Source organism: Adlercreutzia sp. DFI.6.23, from assembly GCF_024462535.1.
GTDB classification, from domain to species: Bacteria; Actinomycetota; Coriobacteriia; order Coriobacteriales; family Eggerthellaceae; genus Adlercreutzia; species Adlercreutzia rubneri.
The window spans coordinates 1-297 of record NZ_JANGBP010000587.1 but is presented as its reverse complement, the minus strand read 5'-3'; the positions used below and the strand labels follow the sequence as shown (position 1 = coordinate 297).

Sequence of the window (297 nt, the reverse complement as noted above, 5' to 3'; positions counted from 1 at the left end):
GGCAAGCAGGCAGCAGGATGTCAGCGTACAGCGCCGTGTCGTTCATGGTCATGTCCTGGATGACAATGAACTCGATTGGAACATCGAGGGCATCGGCGATTTCGATATATTTGGCGATGCCCGTGTTGTGCTTGCCGGCCTCGATGCGGGCGATGACGGCTTGGTCGGTGTGCACCATGAGAGCAAGCCTTTGCTGGGAAAGGTTCTGGGCAATGCGATGCGCCCTGATCTGCTGACCAAGCGAGTGAATGCGGGCTTGCACCTTTTCCTGTTCGTCGTTCATGGGGCCAAGAGTAC

Annotated in this window: 1 protein-coding gene; it reads right to left on the bottom strand. The window is 56.9% G+C overall.

Translation table 11 applies throughout. The features are described from left to right. Nucleotides 1-283: helix-turn-helix transcriptional regulator (locus tag NE591_RS14690; RefSeq protein ID WP_256157039.1), on the bottom strand; the 283-nt coding region annotated here is incomplete at its 3' end. Between the last annotated feature and the right edge of the window lie 14 nt (nt 284-297).